Origin of the sequence: Brevibacillus reuszeri (genome assembly GCF_001187725.1) — a bacterium.
GTDB lineage: Bacteria > Bacillota > Bacilli > Brevibacillales > Brevibacillaceae > Brevibacillus > Brevibacillus reuszeri.
In genome coordinates, this window is sequence record NZ_LGIQ01000007.1 from 640,625 (window position 1) to 655,808 (window position 15,184).

Genomic DNA, 15,184 nt, shown 5'->3' on the forward strand with positions numbered 1-15,184 from the left:
ATACTGATCTGCTATCGTTTTTCATAAGCAACAATAAAAAATGAGGAGGTGAACGAAATGATTGCAAACAATCTCGTTGGTGCATCTACGAGTGCAGCCATGACCCCAGGAGCAGCAACAGCCAAAGACAGCTCGGGTTTGGGAGAGCTCTTTTCACTGCAAATGCTTCAAGCGTTTCAGAACATGTCGGCTTCGGGAGAGGTTGCAGTTCCTGAAGGAATGAGTGATGAGGAACTACAGGCGTTTCAAGACATGATGGCGCTCCTTGCCCAATTGCTTTCAACTGGTCAAAGTGTACCAGAAGAGCTAATGCCCCAAATTGACGGTAAAGCAGCCGCGATTGAGCAGTATTTGGGCAAAGCACAAGTGGATGTTGGTCAGCTCAGTGAAGAATGGAAGCAGATGCTCGCCAAGCTACCACAAGATGATCCTGCTTCTGCAAAGCTGGAAAAGCTGGCTGCACTGCTCGAAGCGTTGAAAAACCAAAAGGGGAACGCTGAGTCGACGAAGCCTGGCTCAATCAACATTCGTTCCGAAGTAATGACCAACGCAAACACGGCGCAGCAGGAAGCTTTCAAAGCGATTCAACCACTGCGTGTGAATGCGGGACTTGCTGCTTATAAACAGGAGGCTGGTATTCAAACGCAAACAGTTCAGCCATCTTTACAAGCAGGATTACTTAACCAGGACAGCAGCACTGGTGACGAAGGATTTACATTTGCGAATGGGCCAGTCGTGACAACCCAGGCGCAATCCCAGCCAACTCAATCCTTCCAGCAGTCAGGGGTACAAACGCATCAAGTACATGCAAATCAGCTGCCGGAACAGGTCACTCAAATCTTTGTTAGCAAAATGAACATCAAGCAAATAAATGGTGTTCATGAAGCGAAGCTGGTGTTAAATCCACAATCGTTAGGACAAGTAGATGTTACGATCAAGTCCCATAACGGTGTGATTACTGCCCAATTCCATGCTGAAACGCAAGCAGCAAAGGACATGCTGGACAACCAGCTACCACAGCTGAGAGCCGCATTGACGCAGCAAGGATTGCAGGTTGACCGCTTGGAGGTAAATCAGCAGCAAGAGACAGCATTTAGCTTCCAGCAACAACGCGAGCAAGCGAGACAGCAAGGAAAAGAGCAGGAACAGCAGGAACAAAATGAACAGGACTTCGCACTTGATGCATTGGTCGACAATACCGAATCTACGGAAGACTTATGGAATCGTCTCCGAGAAACGACTCGCGGCATTAACGATATCGTTTAGGAATGGAATAAAGGAGGAAGCACCATGAACCATTTTCGTGTGGCGCAGCCCTATTTCCCTCCGAAGACGAATCACGTTACTAGAGCCACGGCACAGACTACTCAAGTAAGCGGTAAACCGTTTCAACAATTTTTGACTGAATCCCTTGGCCAAACGGCGAAAACAGCGCCTCTGAGCTTTAGCCAACATGCAGTCAACCGTCTGCAAGAAAGAGGCATCTCATTAGAGGCCCCTCAGCTGGAACGGTTAGAATCCGCTGTACAAAAAGCAGCAGCAAAAGGTGCCCAAGAGTCACTTATTTTGATGGATAATGTGGCTTACGTCGTGAGCATCGTGAATCGGAAAATCATTACCGCTGTAGACGATGGTAGCTTAAAGGACAATGTATTTACCAATATCGATAGCGCTATAATCGTGTAGCACCGTAAGGAACGGGCTGGACCTCATGGAGGAAGCCCAAGGGTTACCGACCGACAGAGGTAACCATTGTGTGTGAGATAGAAAAGGAGGAAACAAAAATGCTTCGTTCCATGTACTCGGGTATTTCAGGTATGCGTGGTTTCCTGACGAAACTGGATGTAATTGGAAACAACATCGCAAACGTGAACACCGTAGGTTTCAAAAAAGGTCGCGTTATGTTTCAAGATATTTTGAGTCAAAACGTTCAAGGGGCAGGAGCTCCTACAGACGGTGGCAAGGGTGGTACAAACCCGCTGCAAATTGGTTTGGGTTCTTCTGTTGCGGCTGTTGATACTGTATTTAACGCAGGTAGCCCGATGACTACCAATCTGCCAACAGACTTGTCCATTGAAGGTGATGCTTTCTTCATGGTGACACCAGATGATGGAGAAACCATTTACTACACGCGCGCAGGAAATTTCACGCGTGATTCTGTAGGTAACCTTGTTAACTCTCAAGGGTTGAAGCTACTGAACGCTGATGCTGGCGTCATTACCATTGATCAGGCAACTGCTGTTTCTTACTCGATTGGTAAAGATGGTGTTATTACAACAGTAGATGAAACTGGAGCACTGGCTTCAGACAATACTGTGGGTGTCATGACGTTTAACAATCCAGGCGGTTTGAAAAAAATCGGAAATTCCTTGTATGAGAACACTGTGAATGCTGGACCAAGGGATGAAGACCCGAATCAACCAGTAACACCGGGGACAGCGAAAGTTAGCATCATCGCAGGTCAGCTCGAAATGTCTAACGTAGACCTTTCCGAGGAGTTTACCGAAATGATCGTGGCTCAACGTGGATTCCAAGCGAACTCCCGTATCATCACCACATCCGACTCTGTCCTGGAAGAACTGGTAAACCTGAAGCGATAAAATAGGTAACGGGTAAACGCGGGGGAAGCGTGGAAATCCTTCCCCCCGTTCATCCAGAAAGGAGCAGCCGATGATCAAATTGACCCGATTTAACGGCGCCACGTTTTATCTGAATATCACTCATATTGAGACGGTAGAGGCTACTCCCGATTGCGTAATAACATTGTTCAACGACAGAAAGTACATCGTCAAAGATTCGGCAGAATCGATCGCTGAGCGTGTACAGGCTTTTTATCAAAACGCTCATCCGGCAACAGTAACACCCAAAATGCCGGACGATTCAAATGAATAGCGGGAGGCAGTGCGATGTTTCAAAATCGTTTGTTTAACATGGCTCTAATCATCATTATTGCAATTTCGCTTTTAGGTGTGATTTCGTTTGTGCTCTGGCAGACTTATCTCGCTCCGGGCTCACAGACAGCTTCTACAGAAGAAAAGCAAATGAAGCCACTGACTGCCAAGCAAATGAAAGAGTACTCGGTTGATACGGGTGAGATCACGACCAACCTGCTTACGAATAACTACATGATTGTTCGTTTCAGCATTACAGCTGAGAATTCTTCTGCAAAAGAAGAGCTGGAGCAGCGTTTGCCGCAGGTCAACCAAGTCATTATTAAAACACTTGCTGGATTGACTCCCGAGGACATTAAGGGGACAGAAGGTGTAAATAAGCTGGAAGCGAAAATTATGAATGAAATCAGCTCCCTCATGCAAGAAGGAAAGATCGTACAGGTGGTAACTACCAAGCGCGTCTTGTCCTAAGGAAGCGATGAATGGGATACATAGCAAGGAGGTGACGATATATGGCCGAGGTTCTCTCACAAAGTGAGATTGATGCGTTGTTGGCTGCCCTCTCCTCTGGGGAGATGGATGCCAACGAGCTGAAAAAGGAAGAGACTGAGCGTAAAGTCAAAGTGTACGATTTTAAGCGTGCTCTTCGGTTCTCTAAAGATCAGATCCGTGGATTGACGCGTATTCATGAAAACTACGCACGGTTGTTGACGACGTATTTTTCTGCTCAGCTCCGTACCTTCGTGCAAATTACGGTTGCCTCCGTCGATCAATTACCGTATGACGAGTTTATTCGCTCCATTCCCAAGATGACGATCCTAAACATCTTTGAAGCCCCTCCATTAGAAGGACGTATGGTCTTGGAAGTGAACCCAAACATCGCCTACACCATGCTCGATCGGCTTCTTGGTGGACAGGGTGCTCTCCCGGAAAAAATGGGTGCACTTACGGAAATTGAAACAACGGTGATGGAGCGTGTGTTCGGCAAAGCGCTGGATACATTCCACGAGGCATGGAAGCAAATTATTGAGTTAGATCCATATCAAGAAGGTCTGGAGATGAATCCGCAATTTATGCAGATTGTCTCTCCAAATGAAATTGTGGTCGTCATTTCGTTTAGCACAAAGATTGGTGATACAACCGGTATGATTAACCTTTGTCTACCCCACGTCGTAATGGAACCGATCATGACCAAATTGTCAGGTCAGTATTGGTTCTCCAAGCAGAAAAAGACGCGTGATGAAGATGAGCGCCTGCGCGTAGAAGAACGCGTGAAGACGGCAAATCTGCCGATTATCGCTGAAATGGGAACAGCAACGATTTCCGTAGGAGACTTCTTGCAGCTGCAAAAAGGTGATGTGATTCAGCTTGATCAAGCCATTGATAACAAATTGAAAGTTAAAGTGGGCAACCACTTGAAATTCCTGGGTCAGCCGGGCACGCTTAAAGGGCGCGTCGCTGTTCAGATTGATGAAGTCATAGAGGAGGGGGAGGAACAAAATGAGTAGAGACATGCTTTCTCAAGACGAGATTGACGCGCTGCTTCGCGCTAACAACTTGGTTGAGGATGAAGAGGAAGCTGGTTCGGTTGAAGGACAGGATGTTGCCGAATATCTATCCCCGTTTGAACAAGATGCCCTCGGTGAAATTGGGAATATTTCATTTGGCAGTGCAGCTACAGCGTTATCAACCTTATTGAGCCAAAAGGTAGACATTACAACCCCTACTGTAACTGTTGTAAATGTAAGCGAGCTTGAAAGCGAGTTTCCGATTCCACATGTGGCTGTTCATGTGGAATACACAGATGGTTTTAAAGGCATCAACCTACTTGTAATCCGGATGGAAGATGCTGCGGTAATTGCTGATTTAATGATGGGCGGCGATGGTCGACCAGAGAGTACAGAAATGTCCGAGCTACATATAAGTGCTGTACAAGAAGCGATGAATCAAATGATGGGATCTGCTGCGACATCCATGTCAACGATCTTCAATCAGTTTATCAATATTACTCCTCCTGGAATTGACGTAATGGACCTTGCACAAGGCAAAGGCGGAGACAGCTTCTCTGACGATGACAGCCCGCTCGTGAAAGTTTCTTTCCGCTTGAAGGTAGGAGAACATGGCGAGCTTATCGATTCAAACATCATGCAATTGCTCCCGCTCTCTTTTGCAAAGAAAATGATTGATAGACTGGTTGGAGGCTCAGAGGACGAAGCAGCAGCAGCCATAGAAGCTGTGGAGATGCCCGCAATCCCTGCCATCACTCAGTCGGCACAACCGGTGCAAAGCGCTCAGCCAGAGCCGGTACAGATGCCGCCAGTGGCACCACCTATAGAAGCGCCTGCACAGCAGCCACAACAAATGTATCAACAACAGCCGCCTATGGGCTATGCACAGCCACCGATGGGGTATCCGCCACAACAGATGTATCCGGATTATTATGCACAGCATGCGATGCCGCCTGGTTATGCACCGTATCCACCGGCGTATCAACAGCAGCCCCCAATGGCACCGCCGGCACCTCAGCATTACGGCACTCCAGTTGCTAACCAAGCAAATGTGAAGCCAGCACAATTTTCTCCGCTTGGAGGTGCTCCGATGTATACAGGAGACGAGCAAAATCTTAACCTACTTCTCGACATTCCACTCCAAGTGACAGTCGAACTAGGACGCACCAAGAAATTAATAAGGGATATCCTTGACTTGTCTGCTGGCTCTATCATACAGTTGGACAAGCTGGCTGGGGAGCATGTAGACATTTTGGTAAACAACAAGCTGATTGCCAAGGGTGAAGTTGTCGTTATCGATGAGAACTTCGGTGTACGTGTCACAGATATCATCAGTCAGATCGATCGTGTTCAAAAATTACAATAAACCAATCAACACTCATGCATTGGGGAGGAGCTATTCATGTCTAACAAAGTTTTAATCGTAGATGATGCAGCATTCATGCGTATGATGATTAAGGAGATTCTGTCGAAAAACGGATACAGCGTCGTAGGGGAAGCGAGCGATGGTGCCCAGGCTGTTGAAAAATACAAGGAATTGGGACCGGATCTGGTAACCATGGACATCACCATGCCAGAAATGGACGGCATCTCTGCATTGAAAGAAATCAAGAAATTGGACCCGAATGCACGCGTTATCATGTGCTCTGCGATGGGCCAACAAGCAATGGTAATTGATGCGATTCAGGCAGGCGCAAAAGACTTCATCGTGAAGCCATTCCAGGCGGATCGCGTATTGGAAGCGATCAAGAAGACCTTGAGCTAATGATGAAGATCCGGAATGCAGGGACAGGGATCATCTGGATCTCTTGTCTACTCCTGTTGCTGCTTGTATTCCCTGGTACGACTTTCGCAGAAGGCTCTGTCGCAGATTCATACAATCAGGGGAAGGTACCACAAAGCAATGCGCCTGCCGGCGGCGAACAGCCGGCGGCCATTCCGGGCGGCGGAACAGGAAGTATGATTGGCTATTTTGTTCAGGTTATTTTCTCATTAGGGTTTATCGTTCTACTGATCTATTTATTGCTTAGATTTCTTGGGAAACGCCAAGGTGCACAAAGTCACGGACCTATCAAAATTATTAGTGCAGCTGGTCTTGGAAACGGCAAAACACTGCAGGTTGTGATGATTGGAGAATCTCTGTACGTCGTAGGTGTTGGCGATAATGTTCAGTTGCTAAGGCGGATTGAACCCGGAGATGAAGTCGATCTGATTCTGTCAGAAGCAGAAATAAAGCCGTTGAAAAATCCATTCACGATTAGCTGGTTGCCTTTTGGCAAAAAGAAGCAGGCAGATGAAGAACTTTTATTCTCATCTGATGTGGATGGAAAAAGCTTTCAAGAGATGCTGAAGGGCGAATGGAATGATGTGAATAAACGCCCGATTAAAATGGACGCTTGGACCAAAGAGGAAGCTCAGGACAGAGGGGACCAAAAATGAAATATGTTTTGCAGGTGCTCGTGCTTGCTATCGTGCTGTTAGCCGTACCAAACATGGTGCTGGCAGCTCCTGTGGGAACACCACTCGTTCCGAGCATTGATTTGAAAATAGGCGGCGGGAATGGAACACCTCAGGAAACATCCTCGGCGATTCAAATTCTGCTGATCCTAACGGTATTGTCTGTTGCTCCGGCTATTTTACTCTTAATGACCAGCTTTACGAGAATTGTCATCGTGCTGTCGTTTGTCCGCAATGCGTTGGCTACACAGCAGATGCCTCCAAACCAGGTCATCATCGCTCTTGCTTTGTTCATGACATTTTTTATTATGGCACCCACGATAGGCAAAGTGAATGAAACAGCCGTGCAGCCATTTATGCAGGGACAGATGACGCAAGAGCAGGCCTTTAATGCGGCGGTCATCCCGTTTAAGGAGTTTATGGCAAAACAGACACGGGAAAAGGATCTGGCGCTATTTCTGGAGTTTACCAAGGCGGAGAGACCGAAAACAATTCAGGACATCCCGCTGAGTGCCTTAGTACCTGCTTATGCGATTAGTGAGTTAAAAACTGCCTTTCAAATCGGCTTCATGATTTTCATCCCATTCCTCGTGATTGACATGATCATCGCTAGTATTTTGATGGGGATGGGGATGATGATGCTGCCACCGGTGATGATCTCATTGCCCTTTAAGATTTTGTTGTTCATCATGGTGGACGGTTGGTATCTCGTAGTGAAATCATTATTAACCAGTTTTTAGCGATATTCCGGAGGGGCCAAGGAGGTACAGAGCATGACACAAGAATTACTGATGCAGATTGCCCAAAATGCTGTTTACACGATCCTGCTCGTTGCGGCACCTGCTCTCGGCATCGCCTTACTGGTTGGATTACTTGTAAGTGTGTTTCAAGCGACAACTCAAATTCAGGAGCAAACACTCGCCTTTATTCCGAAGATCGTAGCCGTTTTTGTTACGATTCTGGCAGTGGGTCCTTGGATGCTGCGAGTCATGCTTGATTTTGCGATGGATATATTCGGGAATCTCCATCGCTTCGTCGGGTAGCGTATGAATCTCTTTTTCATGTACCTGCCCATATTTTTGCTGACGTTTGTGAGAATGAGTGCTTTCGTAGTGTCTGCACCTTTTTTCTCCATTAGAGGTGTGCCAAATCAGTTTAAAATTGCGCTCGCTTTTGTAATGGCGTTGATCAGTTTTCAGTACCTGCCGGTTCAAGCGCAGATTCCGATGGATTTGACCTTTGTCATTTACGTGATCAAGGAAGCACTAGTAGGGCTCATTCTGGGATACATATGTGAAATGATGTTTATCGCCGTTCAAGTAGCCGGTGGAATGATGGATATGCAAATGGGACTTGCCATGGCAAACGTAATCGATCCGAAAACGGGTGCCTACATTCCGATTACCGGGAACTTTAAAAACATGCTGGCTGTTCTTTATTTTTTCAGTATTAACGGACATCACATGCTGATCCGCGGGATTATGAGCAGCTATCAAGTAATTCCTGTTGATAAGATGTGGGCTGCTATAGGCAGTGAAAATGTCATGATGATGGCAGTAAAAGTCTTTCAAAACATGTTCTTGAGCGCGTTTATGATGGCTGCTCCGATTGTGGTGGCGTTGTTTCTAGTAGACCTCTCTCTAGGTATTATCGCCAAATCCGTCCCTCAGTTTAATATCTTTGTTGTCGGATTGCCACTAAAATTACTTGCCAGCTTCTCGCTGCTTATCGTCGTAATGCCAGCATTTTTATTAACACTAAACGGATTGTTTGAAAATATGTTCCGGGCACTTGCCGAAATGATCAAAGCACTCGGAGGCTCACCATGAAGCAAATAAGGTTTGCCTATCCGATTGACCTTCAATTCTTCAACGGGGAAAAGACGGAGAAAGCGACGCCGAAGAAAAAGCAAGACGCTCGCAAAAAAGGACAAGTTGCGAAAAGTCAGGATTTGTCCGCGAGTATTGCCTTGACAGCATTCTTTTTTTTGCTGATGATGCTCGGATCTACGATGCTGGGTACATTCCAAACTCTGGTGCGAGAGTCATTGACTACCTATACGACTTGGCAGGTAAACGAAGAGAATCTGAAAATGATCGTCACTCAAGTTGCTTTTGAAGCGGTAAAAGTCGTAGGACCTGTACTGGCCCTGTCATTTTTGGTCGCATTTGGAGTCAATTACATGCAAGTAGGCTGGCATATCAGCACAGAAGCACTCCAAATGAAATTAGAAAAGCTAGATCCCATAAAAGGGGCAAAGAGAATCTTTTCCATGCGTTCGATTGTGGAATTGCTCAAGTCGATTCTGAAAATCAGCGCTGGGATTTATGTTGCGTATACCATTTTATGGAACGAAATCGAACAAATCTTACAGCTATCGTTAAAATCGCTAGGAAATGTCCTTTCCTTTACGGCAGCAGAGGTTGCCAAGCTTGGAATATATCTCGGATTGCTGTTATTTATCTTGGCAATCCTGGATTATGCGTACCAGCGTTATGAACATGAAAAGAACTTGCGGATGTCAAAGCAAGATCTAAAGGACGAGCACAAGCAGGCTGAGGGGGACCCGCTCATCAAAGGGAAGATTCGCGAAAGGCAGAGAAGTATGGCTATTCGCAGGATGATGCAAGAATTGCCCAAGGCGGATGTCATTATTACCAACCCGACGCACTTTGCTGTGGCGATCCGATATGATTCGAGTGCGATGAGTGCTCCCACTGTAGTGGCCAAAGGACAAGACTACCTTGCATTAAAAATAAGAGAGGTGGCAAAAAAGCACCGGATCATTACGATGGAAAACAAGCCCTTGGCCCGGGCTCTCTATAGTCAGGTTGAAATCGGTCAACAAATTCCCGAAGAGTTGTTTAAAGCGGTCGCGGAAGTTCTCGCGTACGTATATAAGCTGCAGGGGAAAGCGAAATAAGAGGAAGGAGGATAAATAGTGGGATTCAAATTCAAGGAAGTAGGCACGATCCTATTCGTCATAAGCATTGTGGTCATGATGGTAATCCCACTCCCTTCGGAGCTGCTCGATTTACTATTGATATTGAACATCTCCCTTGCATTGACCATTTTGCGGGTGTCCATGTACACAAAGGAAACCCTTGAATTCTCTATTTTTCCAACGGTCTTGCTCCTTACAACACTCTTTCGTCTGGCACTGAATGTATCGACGACAAGAAACATTTTGTCGCATGGTGAAGGCGGTAAGGTAATTGAAACCTTCGGAAGCTTTGTTGTAGGCGGAAATCAAGTAGTTGGTTTTGTTGTATTCCTGATTTTGATCATCATCCAGTTCATTGTTATCACGAAAGGTTCCGAACGTGTGGCAGAGGTAGCAGCACGCTTTACATTGGATGCCATGCCCGGAAAACAAATGAGTATTGATGCTGACTTGAACGCAGGGATGATTACAGAAGCTGATGCAAGGGCTAGGCGGAAAAAGATTGAGAACGAAGCAGACTTTTACGGGGCGATGGATGGTGCCAGTAAGTTCGTAAAAGGGGACGCTATTGCCGGTATTATCATCTTTATTATCAATATCATTGGTGGCTTCATCATCGGGATGCTCGTTCATGGTTTTAGCTTTGCTGAGTCCGCTTCCCGTTTTACGACGATGTCTGTAGGTGACGCGCTTGTCAGCCAGATTCCTGCCCTTTTGATTTCGACGGCAGCAGGTATCATCGTGACCCGCTCGACATCCGGAGAAGGTCTGGGTGAGGATATTGCTCGTCAAATGTTCAGCTTTCCGCGACTGCTGTATATCGTTGCAGGATGCATGTTCTTCTTGGGACTGTTTACTCCGATTGGATTATTGCCGGTTGCTCCTGTAGCAGGCATTATGACATTCGCGGCGTGGAAGCTTGATCGTAAACAGCGCCTGGAGATTCAAAAATCAGCCGACGATGTGGAAGAACAGCAAATTGAAGAAGTTCGAAGTCCTGAAAGTGTGGTCAATCTTCTCCAGGTTGATCCGATTGAATTCGAGTTTGGCTACGGGCTGATACCGCTTGCTGATGTGAAGCAAGGCGGGGATTTACTTGACCGCGTGATCATGATCCGTAGACAAATTGCATTGGAGATGGGGATTGTGGTTCCGGTCATCCGGATTCGCGATAATATCCAGCTTAGACCGAATGAATACATGATCAAAATCAAAGGCAACCAGGTAGCGAAGGGCGAGATTATGCTCGATCACTACTTGGCGATGAGCCCCGGAATCGAAGATGATTCGATTGTTGGAATAGAAACCGTAGAACCTGCGTTTGGATTGCCTGCTTTATGGGTAACAGAAGAGAATAAGGAGATTGCTGAACTCTCCGGGTATACAGTAGTTGATCCGCCGTCCGTCGTTGCAACGCACCTGACAGAAGTCATCAAGCGTCATGCACACGAGCTGTTGGGACGTCAGGAGACACGTTCTCTCGTAGACAACGTAAGGGAAACGGCACCAGTATTGGTAGACGAGCTTATTCCTGGAATGCTTTCCATCGGCGATGTACAAAAAGTGCTGCAAAAATTGTTGCGTGAAAAAGTATCGGTCCGCAATCTCCAAGTCATTCTCGAAGCATTGGCAGACCATGCTATCTTTACAAAAGATCCGGATGTGTTAACGGAGTATGTCAGACAAGCGATGGCAAGACAAATCACGCTGCAATTTACAGAGCCTGGACAGCCGCTACGAGTATTGACAGCAGGAGCAGGTCTGGAAAAGGTAATTTCAGAACGCGTCGAGCAATCTGAGCAAGGAAGTTATCTCGCTATGGACCCGGAAACATCACAGAGAATTTTCCAAATCATGTCGACAGAGGTAGGAAAAATGATTAATTCTGGTCAGCAGCCGATCATTCTTTCATCTCCTGCCATTCGGATGTATTTGCGCCAGCTTCTTGACCGGATGATGCCAGATGTACCTGTCTTGTCTTACAGCGAGTTGGAACCACATGTTGAAGTGCAAAGCGTAGGGATGGTGAACATTTCGTGAGAGTAAAACGTTACTTAGTCGATACAATGCCAGAAGCGATGGAAAAGATCAGAGTGGATTTAGGGATGGATGCAGTCATTTTAAATTCCAAACCAGTGAAATCCGGCGGCTTTTTCGGGATGTTCAGCAAACAGCAAATCGAAGTAATCGCGGCAGTGGATGAAAGAGCATCCCAGCGTGAGGACGTGGGCTTCTCGGCAGCAGATCGACCTAAGGACGTTTCCTCTAAACCACAGACACAAACAGGTACGTATACCGCTCAGCAGGCCTATCGCAGACCAACCGTTCCTCGACCTGCGGTTGAAAAACCTACGTCCACAGCTGTGGAGCAGCCGACATGGGAACAACCAGTAACCGCCGAACAAGCAAAACAGGTGCTTCGCGAAGAGACGGCCGTTACGCTGGAACAGCATGTACCGAGGCAGAGGGCAGTGGAGGAAGCCTCCATAAAAAGAGAGGCTTCCACAATCGGTCAAAATGACGTGCTTGCAAATGAAGTACGCGATATGCGGCAAATGTTTCAAAAACTGCTGGTCAACGATTTGAGTCAACAACTTCCGCAAGCGATTCAAGATGTAAGAAAGCGATTGCTAGAGCAAGAAGTGACGGAGGAGCTCACTGCAGAAATCGTTCGTCAACTGATGGCGAAGCCTGCGCCAGGCAATGAGTGGACGAAAGAAGAAGCGCAAGTGGGATGTCACAGAATCATCTCTGAGCTGATGAAGCCGAGAACAGAAGCATCAGCCAAATTAGATCGAAATGTACAATATGCCTTCTTTTTTGGTCCGACAGGTGTTGGCAAAACGACGACGATCGCAAAGCTCGCGGCGAACAGCATGTTAAAGGAAAAACGAAAAATCGGGTTCATCACTGCGGATACGTATCGGATGGCTGCTATCGAACAATTGAAAACGTACGCAAATATATTGAACGTTCCGATGGAGGTTGTCTTCTCTCCAAAGGAAATGCAGCAGGCGATGGAGAGGTTAAGTGATTGCGATCTGATTTTCGTCGATACAGCTGGGCGCAATTTCCGTAATGACGAGTATGTACAAGGAATTCGCGAGCTCGTCGAGCAGGGTACAAATAGCATGAATTACCTGGTACTTAGCCTTTCAACCAAATATAACGATATGAAGGCAATCATCGACAACTTTGGAGAAGTACCAGTGAAGCACGTTATTTTTACCAAAGCGGATGAGACGCAAAGCTTTGGTTCCATCGTGAATGTTTGCCAGAATACAAATCTTGACCTCTCTTACATTACGACAGGACAAAATGTGCCTGATGATATTGCTCTCGCCACTCCAGACATGGTGGCAGCGATGATCATGGGAGAATGAGGATGCGCGATCAGGCAGAAAGACTTCGAGAACGTATGCAGCAAAATAACCATGAGCGAAAAACCAAACTGATTACGGTTACGAGTGGAAAAGGCGGAGTAGGAAAGTCAAACTTCAGTCTCAACTTTGGTCTCGGTCTGAATGAGCAGGGGCATAAAACAGTGCTTTTCGATGTTGACCTCGGGCTGGCTAATCTGGACGTTTTGATGGGGATTACCCCCAAAAAACATCTGTTCCACCTGCTAGAACCGAATACCACTGTGTGGGATATCATCGAACAGGGGCCGGGTGGACTGGAATTTATAGCGGGCGGATCGGGCTTTACACAGATCATGCAGTTGGATGAAGAAAAGCTGGATCGATTGTTCACACAACTGAATCCGTTGCAAGGCTATGCAGAAACCATCATTTTTGATACAGGAGCTGGCTTTTCCAACGAGTCGATTCGCTTTATGCTCTCCTCTGATGAAGTGATTCTGGTCACCACTCCAGAGCCGCCAGCCATTACTGATGCGTATGCAGTGATCAAATTGCTGCACTCTCGCAATCCGGCAATCACGATCAGATTGGTCATCAATCGGGTTACCTCAGATCGCGAAGGAAAAATGACTGCGGATAAACTGGCAATGGTAGCCAAACGATTTTTGAATATGGACCTTCACACGCTAGGGTATGTATCAGACGATCCACAAGTATCCAAGGCAGTGAAGCAGCAACGTCCTTTTCTACTTACATATCCGCAAGCGCAAGCCTCAAAGAGCATTCGGAATCTGGTCGGTTGCTACCTGGAGAATTCGACTATGACTGATCTTTCGACGAATGGACTAAAAGGATTTCTTGCGAAGCTGAAAAACTTCATTCGATAAGGCAACAGGGTGTAGGAAAGGAGAGACATTCGATTGAGTAAAATTCGAGTACTGGTCACGGACGATTCCGCATTCATGCGTAAAGTTATTTCTGATATTTTATCTAGTGATTCTGAGATTGAAGTGATTGATCGAGCCAAAAACGGTCTCGAATGCATTGAAAAGTGCAAAGAGCTCGCCCCGGATGTCCTTACACTGGATATTGAAATGCCGATCATGAACGGTCTCGATGCTTTGGAAAAGCTGATGCACGAGTATCCGATACCTGTTGTCATGCTAAGCAGTCTTACGCGTGAGGGGGCAGAGGCAACCATCCAGGCATTGGAATTAGGTGCTTTTGACTTCGTGACAAAACCATCTGGTCCCATTTCGCTCGACATCCATAAGGTTGGCGATCGATTGATTGAAAGGGTGAAGGCCGCTGCTACTTCCAGAGCTAGATTTCGCAAAGTGGAAGCAAAAGCGATCAAACCTGCGAGTCTTAGCCCAGCACCGGTTCAGCCGATAACGCGTCCAGTTGTGACAAGTGCTCCGTTCATAACACGGCTAACGGGTACGAGCAAACCGAGACTGGTGGTATTAGGCACATCGACAGGTGGACCAAAAGCATTGCAAACGGTTTTGACCCAACTCCCAGAGAAATTTCCAGCACCGATTGCAATCGTTCAACATATGCCTGCCGGTTTCACAAAGTCGTTGGCGCAGCGCTTAGACTCGCTCTGCCAGATTAGAGTAACGGAGGTTACCGACGGCGAAGTTTTGCAGCCATCAACAGCTTATATTGCACCAGGAGGCTATCACTTCGAGGTGCATCAAGTAAATGGCCGTTTGCAAGCCCACTTACACCAACAGGAGCCTCGAGGCGGACACAGACCTTCAGTAGACATTCTTTTTGAGTCCGTCAGTCGATTGACAAATGTAGACAAATGGGCAATTATCATGACAGGCATGGGAAATGATGGGACAAAAGGTCTGAAATTGATGAAAGAGATCGGGCCGGTCGCGAGTATTGTCGAAGATGAGTCGAGCTGTGTCGTATATGGAATGCCTCGCGCAGCCATCCAAGCGGGTCTCGCAGATCATATTGCTCCATTGGACAAGATTCCAGAGGTATTGTGCAAGCTCTTGCACTGAT

The 15,184-nt window shown here is 46.8% G+C and carries 17 protein-coding genes; all 17 read left to right on the forward strand.

Annotation, left to right across the window (positions count from 1 at the left end):
• Positions 1 to 57: 57 nt before the first annotated feature.
• Positions 58 to 1,266: a flagellar hook-length control protein FliK gene (locus ADS79_RS12815; protein WP_049738775.1), complete on the forward strand. Its 1,209-nt coding sequence runs from the start codon at positions 58 to 60 to the stop codon at positions 1,264 to 1,266.
• Between the two features lie 24 nt (positions 1,267 to 1,290).
• Complete coding sequence (locus tag ADS79_RS12820; RefSeq protein WP_049738776.1) at positions 1,291 to 1,686, forward strand: TIGR02530 family flagellar biosynthesis protein; 396 nt, start codon at positions 1,291 to 1,293, stop codon at positions 1,684 to 1,686.
• A gap of 98 nt (positions 1,687 to 1,784) precedes the next feature.
• Complete coding sequence (flgG, locus tag ADS79_RS12825; protein ID WP_049738777.1) at positions 1,785 to 2,600, forward strand: flagellar basal body rod protein FlgG; 816 nt, start codon at positions 1,785 to 1,787, stop codon at positions 2,598 to 2,600.
• Positions 2,601 to 2,670: 70 nt separating this feature from the next.
• Positions 2,671 to 2,892 (forward strand): flagellar FlbD family protein, encoded by a 222-nt coding sequence (locus ADS79_RS12830; RefSeq protein ID WP_049738778.1) that lies wholly within the window; start codon positions 2,671 to 2,673, stop codon positions 2,890 to 2,892.
• 14 nt (positions 2,893 to 2,906) lie between these two features.
• On the forward strand, positions 2,907 to 3,362 hold the full coding sequence (locus ADS79_RS12835; protein WP_049738779.1) for a flagellar basal body-associated FliL family protein: 456 nt from the start codon (positions 2,907 to 2,909) through the stop codon (positions 3,360 to 3,362).
• 41 nt (positions 3,363 to 3,403) lie between these two features.
• Positions 3,404 to 4,399: a flagellar motor switch protein FliM gene (gene fliM / locus ADS79_RS12840; RefSeq protein WP_049738780.1), complete on the forward strand. Its 996-nt coding sequence runs from the start codon at positions 3,404 to 3,406 to the stop codon at positions 4,397 to 4,399.
• Positions 4,392 to 5,765 carry a flagellar motor switch phosphatase FliY gene (gene fliY / locus ADS79_RS12845; RefSeq protein WP_049738781.1) on the forward strand — a complete coding sequence of 458 codons (1,374 nt, stop codon included), beginning with the start codon at positions 4,392 to 4,394 and terminating at the stop codon, positions 5,763 to 5,765. Before fliM ends, fliY begins: the two co-directional genes overlap by 8 nt.
• Before the next feature lie 36 nt (positions 5,766 to 5,801).
• Positions 5,802 to 6,164: a response regulator gene (locus tag ADS79_RS12850; RefSeq protein WP_005834238.1), complete on the forward strand. Its 363-nt coding sequence runs from the start codon at positions 5,802 to 5,804 to the stop codon at positions 6,162 to 6,164.
• The gene (locus tag ADS79_RS12855) at positions 6,164 to 6,838 is read left to right on the forward strand and encodes a flagellar biosynthetic protein FliO (protein ID WP_049738782.1); all 675 of its coding nucleotides are present in this window, start codon (positions 6,164 to 6,166) and stop codon (positions 6,836 to 6,838) included. The genes ADS79_RS12850 and ADS79_RS12855 overlap by 1 nt, the downstream gene beginning before the upstream one ends.
• The gene (fliP, locus tag ADS79_RS12860) at positions 6,835 to 7,596 is read left to right on the forward strand and encodes a flagellar type III secretion system pore protein FliP (RefSeq protein WP_049738783.1); all 762 of its coding nucleotides are present in this window, start codon (positions 6,835 to 6,837) and stop codon (positions 7,594 to 7,596) included. The genes ADS79_RS12855 and fliP overlap by 4 nt, the downstream gene beginning before the upstream one ends.
• A 33-nt stretch (positions 7,597 to 7,629) precedes the next feature.
• Positions 7,630 to 7,899, forward strand: a complete 270-nt coding sequence (gene fliQ, locus ADS79_RS12865; protein WP_049738784.1) for a flagellar biosynthesis protein FliQ — start codon at positions 7,630 to 7,632, stop codon at positions 7,897 to 7,899.
• 3 nt (positions 7,900 to 7,902) lie between these two features.
• The gene (gene fliR / locus ADS79_RS12870) at positions 7,903 to 8,685 is read left to right on the forward strand and encodes a flagellar biosynthetic protein FliR (RefSeq protein WP_049738785.1); all 783 of its coding nucleotides are present in this window, start codon (positions 7,903 to 7,905) and stop codon (positions 8,683 to 8,685) included.
• The gene (flhB, locus tag ADS79_RS12875; RefSeq protein ID WP_049738786.1) at positions 8,682 to 9,779 is read left to right on the forward strand and encodes a flagellar biosynthesis protein FlhB; all 1,098 of its coding nucleotides are present in this window, start codon (positions 8,682 to 8,684) and stop codon (positions 9,777 to 9,779) included. The genes fliR and flhB overlap by 4 nt, the downstream gene beginning before the upstream one ends.
• 18 nt (positions 9,780 to 9,797) lie before the next feature.
• Positions 9,798 to 11,840: a flagellar biosynthesis protein FlhA gene (gene flhA, locus ADS79_RS12880; RefSeq protein ID WP_049738787.1), complete on the forward strand. Its 2,043-nt coding sequence runs from the start codon at positions 9,798 to 9,800 to the stop codon at positions 11,838 to 11,840.
• Positions 11,837 to 13,183, forward strand: a complete 1,347-nt coding sequence (gene flhF / locus ADS79_RS12885; RefSeq protein ID WP_049738788.1) for a flagellar biosynthesis GTPase FlhF — start codon at positions 11,837 to 11,839, stop codon at positions 13,181 to 13,183. Before flhA ends, flhF begins: the two co-directional genes overlap by 4 nt.
• Positions 13,184 to 13,185: 2 nt before the next feature.
• The gene (locus ADS79_RS12890; protein WP_049738789.1) at positions 13,186 to 14,049 is read left to right on the forward strand and encodes a MinD/ParA family protein; all 864 of its coding nucleotides are present in this window, start codon (positions 13,186 to 13,188) and stop codon (positions 14,047 to 14,049) included.
• Between the two features lie 33 nt (positions 14,050 to 14,082).
• Positions 14,083 to 15,183: a protein-glutamate methylesterase/protein-glutamine glutaminase gene (locus ADS79_RS12895; protein ID WP_049738790.1), complete on the forward strand. Its 1,101-nt coding sequence runs from the start codon at positions 14,083 to 14,085 to the stop codon at positions 15,181 to 15,183.
• The last annotated feature ends 1 nt before the right edge of the window (position 15,184 follow it).

Bases quoted from the DNA above. Each gene is read 5' to 3' on its own strand.
- fliM (WP_049738780.1), top strand. From the start codon at position 3,404: ATGGCCGAGGTTCTCTCACAAAGTGAGATTGATGCGTTGTTGGCTGCC.
- fliP (WP_049738783.1), top strand. From the start codon at position 6,835: ATGAAATATGTTTTGCAGGTGCTCGTGCTTGCTATCGTGCTGTTAGCC.
- ADS79_RS12850 (WP_005834238.1), top strand. From the start codon at position 5,802: ATGTCTAACAAAGTTTTAATCGTAGATGATGCAGCATTCATGCGTATG.
- fliQ (WP_049738784.1), top strand. From the start codon at position 7,630: ATGACACAAGAATTACTGATGCAGATTGCCCAAAATGCTGTTTACACG.
- flgG (WP_049738777.1), top strand. From the start codon at position 1,785: ATGCTTCGTTCCATGTACTCGGGTATTTCAGGTATGCGTGGTTTCCTG.
- flhB (WP_049738786.1), top strand. From the start codon at position 8,682: ATGAAGCAAATAAGGTTTGCCTATCCGATTGACCTTCAATTCTTCAAC.
- ADS79_RS12820 (WP_049738776.1), top strand. From the start codon at position 1,291: ATGAACCATTTTCGTGTGGCGCAGCCCTATTTCCCTCCGAAGACGAAT.
- ADS79_RS12830 (WP_049738778.1), top strand. From the start codon at position 2,671: ATGATCAAATTGACCCGATTTAACGGCGCCACGTTTTATCTGAATATC.
- fliY (WP_049738781.1), top strand. From the start codon at position 4,392: ATGAGTAGAGACATGCTTTCTCAAGACGAGATTGACGCGCTGCTTCGC.
- ADS79_RS12835 (WP_049738779.1), top strand. From the start codon at position 2,907: ATGTTTCAAAATCGTTTGTTTAACATGGCTCTAATCATCATTATTGCA.
- ADS79_RS12815 (WP_049738775.1), top strand. From the start codon at position 58: ATGATTGCAAACAATCTCGTTGGTGCATCTACGAGTGCAGCCATGACC.
- ADS79_RS12855 (WP_049738782.1), top strand. From the start codon at position 6,164: ATGATGAAGATCCGGAATGCAGGGACAGGGATCATCTGGATCTCTTGT.
- ADS79_RS12890 (WP_049738789.1), top strand. From the start codon at position 13,186: ATGCGCGATCAGGCAGAAAGACTTCGAGAACGTATGCAGCAAAATAAC.
- fliR (WP_049738785.1), top strand. From the start codon at position 7,903: ATGAATCTCTTTTTCATGTACCTGCCCATATTTTTGCTGACGTTTGTG.